Here is a 3,425-nt window from a genome sequence, read left to right as displayed (position 1 = left end):
TTTCATCAGGCTGAGTCCAGAGAGAGGATTCTTGTGCCTGCAGCAGGTTTATCGTTTGTTCACCGTCACCCTGATTCACACAACCCGCCAGTTGCCCTATCAGACTGTCTTTATCAAACCGGTAGCTGTGTTGCAGCCGGACAAAACTGTCAGTCAGCATTGAGTGGTAAGGCTCTGGTGGCGCTTTTGTCAGGCCTAATGTTGGGAACTGCTCAATAAATGGATCTGAAAAATAGCCCTGCGTCCCTTCACTAAGGTTCGCCAGCACGGCACCCGACTCCACCGAGGCCAATTGCTGACTGTCACCCAGCAGGATAAGTCTGGCTTTCTCAGGTATGGCACGCATCAATTTAGCCATCAGGCTGATATCAATCATTGAGGCTTCATCAATAATCAACACATCCAGCGGTAAGGGGCGTTCTGCGTTATAGCGGCCCTGATCATTATGTTCAGAGATTCCTAACAGTCGATGCAGGGTTTTAACTTCAAGGCTTTGTTGTTTACTGATCGATTGCTGCAATCGGGCGGCTGCTTTACCGGTTGGTGCGGCAAGCCCGATTCGCAAGGCATCAGATTGATTTTGCAGACATTGCAGAATTTTAAGCACAATCGTGGTTTTACCGGTTCCGGGCCCACCCGATATCACAGCCATATGCCGACTTATCGCCGTGGCAACGGCGACTTTCTGCCAATCAATGCCTTCAATCGGATTTTTCCATTCGTTCAAATTTTGCTGTAATTGAGGCAAGTTAAGGGTTTCCACCGCATGAAGTCGCTGCGTAATTGCCTGAGCCACTTCCTGTTCATCACGCCAGAAACGATAGAGGTATAACAAGCCGTCATCGGTCAGAATCATCGGCGTGTAGTCACCGGGCTTACCGATACTTTTCGCTGCTTCTAACTGGCTTTGCCAGTCATTGACCGTCTCTGGCAACACGCTCTCTAAGGGATGCATGGTTTCAGGCAAGTTGGCAAGGTTGAGGCACACATGACCTTGTGACATCGCTTCTGTAAGCAGACCTGCGGTCAGACTGACGACTGGATTTGTTTCATCCTCTTTACGCTGGATAAAGCGCGCGAACTGGCACGCGAGCTCGCTAAAGCCCTGTTGTCTCAGCAGGTTCAGAGCATCAGTCATCGCCATGCTCCGCATTCATGCTGTTATCCAATGCGTCTAAGAGCGCTGCTGATGGTTTATCAAAGTAAATCCCGGCCTGTCCCCATTCTGCTTGCATACCGCGAATAAACAGATAATAGACGCCGCCGAAATGCTGGTCCGGGTCATAATCTGGCATGCGTGTTTTTAAATAACGATGTAAAGCCAGACTGTAAATCAGGTATTGCAGCGGATAGCCATGCATAACCATAGCCTCATCCAACGCAGCCGCATCGTAATCGGCTGCTTTATCCCCCAGCCAGTTTGATTTGTAATCGGCGATATAGAAACGCCCTTCAAACTCAAACACCAAATCAATAAAGCCTTTCATAAAGCCGGTGACGGTAGTGAAGTTGAGCTGGTTCAGCACGTTTTCCAGAACAGGCATTTCCGGCACAAATTGGCTTAAGGTCTTTTGCAGTTTCTGGGTGGTTAACGCATTTACAGGGAAATAAAACGCCATTTCATCCAGCCGCTTGCCTGTCTCAATAGCATTTAATCGTAAGCTGCCGTCATTGGTCAGTGGCGTGCTGACAACTGAGGGTAACCAGGTATCAATCACAGCGGACCACTCTGTATCAATGCCGAACTGGCTCAAGGTTTTGGTTACCAGCTGTTGCCAATCATCACCGGTACTATGGAAGTCCCAATGCTCGAATAGACTATGCAGACAGGTACCGGCATTCGCGCCTTTGGGGAAGCCGAACCGATCCTGACTTTTTTCTACGGGTGGCTGCCACTCGCTGATGATTGATTCAGCATCATAATCCGGCTGCTCAATATGATGCCCTCGGGTTAACCCCGTAAAACTGCTGATCTGCCAGGGTTCAACAATTTTGCCTTTGAATTCACGTGGCGATAACGCCTTTTGCTCCACAGAATTTAACGATGACAAAAAGGTCGTATCAGGCGCGGTTTGCAATGTAATCTGGGCGGAATATTCCGTTGCCAGAGCCGTCATATCAGCCTGCATTTGAGCAGGCTCCGGTTTATCTGTCTTGTCATGTAATAATCCGAACATGGCAGTTTGTTCGCAATTTCTCGCCGCCCCCCAAACAATCACACAACGCTCTCTTGCCCGGGTCAGGGCAACATAGAGTAAGCGTAAATCTTCCGCCCGTGACTCTTCTTCTGCAATGGGCTCTGCCTCACTAAAGCCCGGTTCACCGAACGCGACACAGGCTTCATTGCTGTCACCCCGATGAAAAAACATTAAATCCGGCTTCTGCTTTGGTTTACCCTGATGCCAAAGAAAGGGACAAAATACGACCGGGTACTCCAGACCTTTACTGGTGTGAATCGTTATTACCTTGACCAGCTGCTCATCGCTTTCGAGACGAATCTGAGCGATATCCTGAGCTGACGAACTCGTTTGTCGCTGTGCTGCAAGCCAGGTCAGAATCGCTTCTATCGTGCTGTTACGACGACTGGCATACGCCTGAATCAACTCAGCCAGATGCATCAGATTAGTTAACTGACGTTCACCATCGGCTTGTTGTAACAGCCGTCGCTGCACATCAAGTTGCTCTAACAAGCTTCTGAACATCACAATAAAACCTGATTGTTGCCAGTTATCATGCAATGACAGGAAACGATCCGATTCTTCTAGCCAGAGGGTGTCGTCCTGTTGCAGCTGATAGATTTCCAGTGCTGTTTTAGCAAATAAGGGAGTCGCCAACGCTGTTGCAATTAAACTGTTATTGCCGGGTTTGGCTATCGCCATCAATACCTGTTCCAGCATGACCGCCTGTTCAGACTTGAACACATTGTCACGCGACTGTTGCACGCTGTTAATGCCGCGTTGTCTTAAGGCTTGCTGTATCGCTGTAGCCTGGGTATGACTGCGCACCAGCACCGCAATATCACCGCCATTTAAGGCACGTTTCTCACCTTCTTTATCGGCCAGTGTGACCTCGCCTTGTGCTGACTGTTGAATCAGTTCCGCTATCTGTGTGGCGGTAATATTCGCTGATACAGTTTGCATATCGCCCTTATTAACAGGCTTGTCATCTTCAGCCTCTACCCAGACAAACTCCAGTGGCGATACAGGCTGGTTCTTAACGGTTAATGCTGCTTCATCCGGGCGTGCCGCTTTGACGGGATGAAACGAAATATCATCATAAATAAACGGCTTGTCTACCCGCTCAAACAAGCGATTAACTGCGCCCACCAGTAAGGGGTGCGAACGCCAGTTGGTATCAAGATTAAACTCGTGCTCGGAGGCTTGTTTGGCATTGAGATAGGTAAATATGTCAGCACCACGAAAACT

At 49.0% G+C, this 3,425-nt stretch carries 2 protein-coding genes; both read right to left on the bottom strand.

Annotated features, from left to right (window positions below; translation table 11 throughout):
• The coding region (locus tag ACTF5U_RS12080; RefSeq protein ID WP_438971884.1) for an AAA family ATPase at positions 1-1,138 on the bottom strand (1,138 nt) is incomplete at its 3' end.
• A partial coding sequence (locus tag ACTF5U_RS12075; protein WP_438971883.1) for a 3'-5' exonuclease occupies positions 1,131-3,425 on the bottom strand: 2,295 nt, incomplete at its 5' end. The genes ACTF5U_RS12080 and ACTF5U_RS12075, both read right to left, overlap by 8 nt.

The sequence above is a fragment of the Methylophaga sp. genome (assembly GCF_965655755.1).
Lineage (GTDB): Bacteria > Pseudomonadota > Gammaproteobacteria > Nitrosococcales > Methylophagaceae > Methylophaga.
Note: the sequence above shows the minus strand (reverse complement) of the source record. Positions and strands in the feature narration are given on the sequence as shown.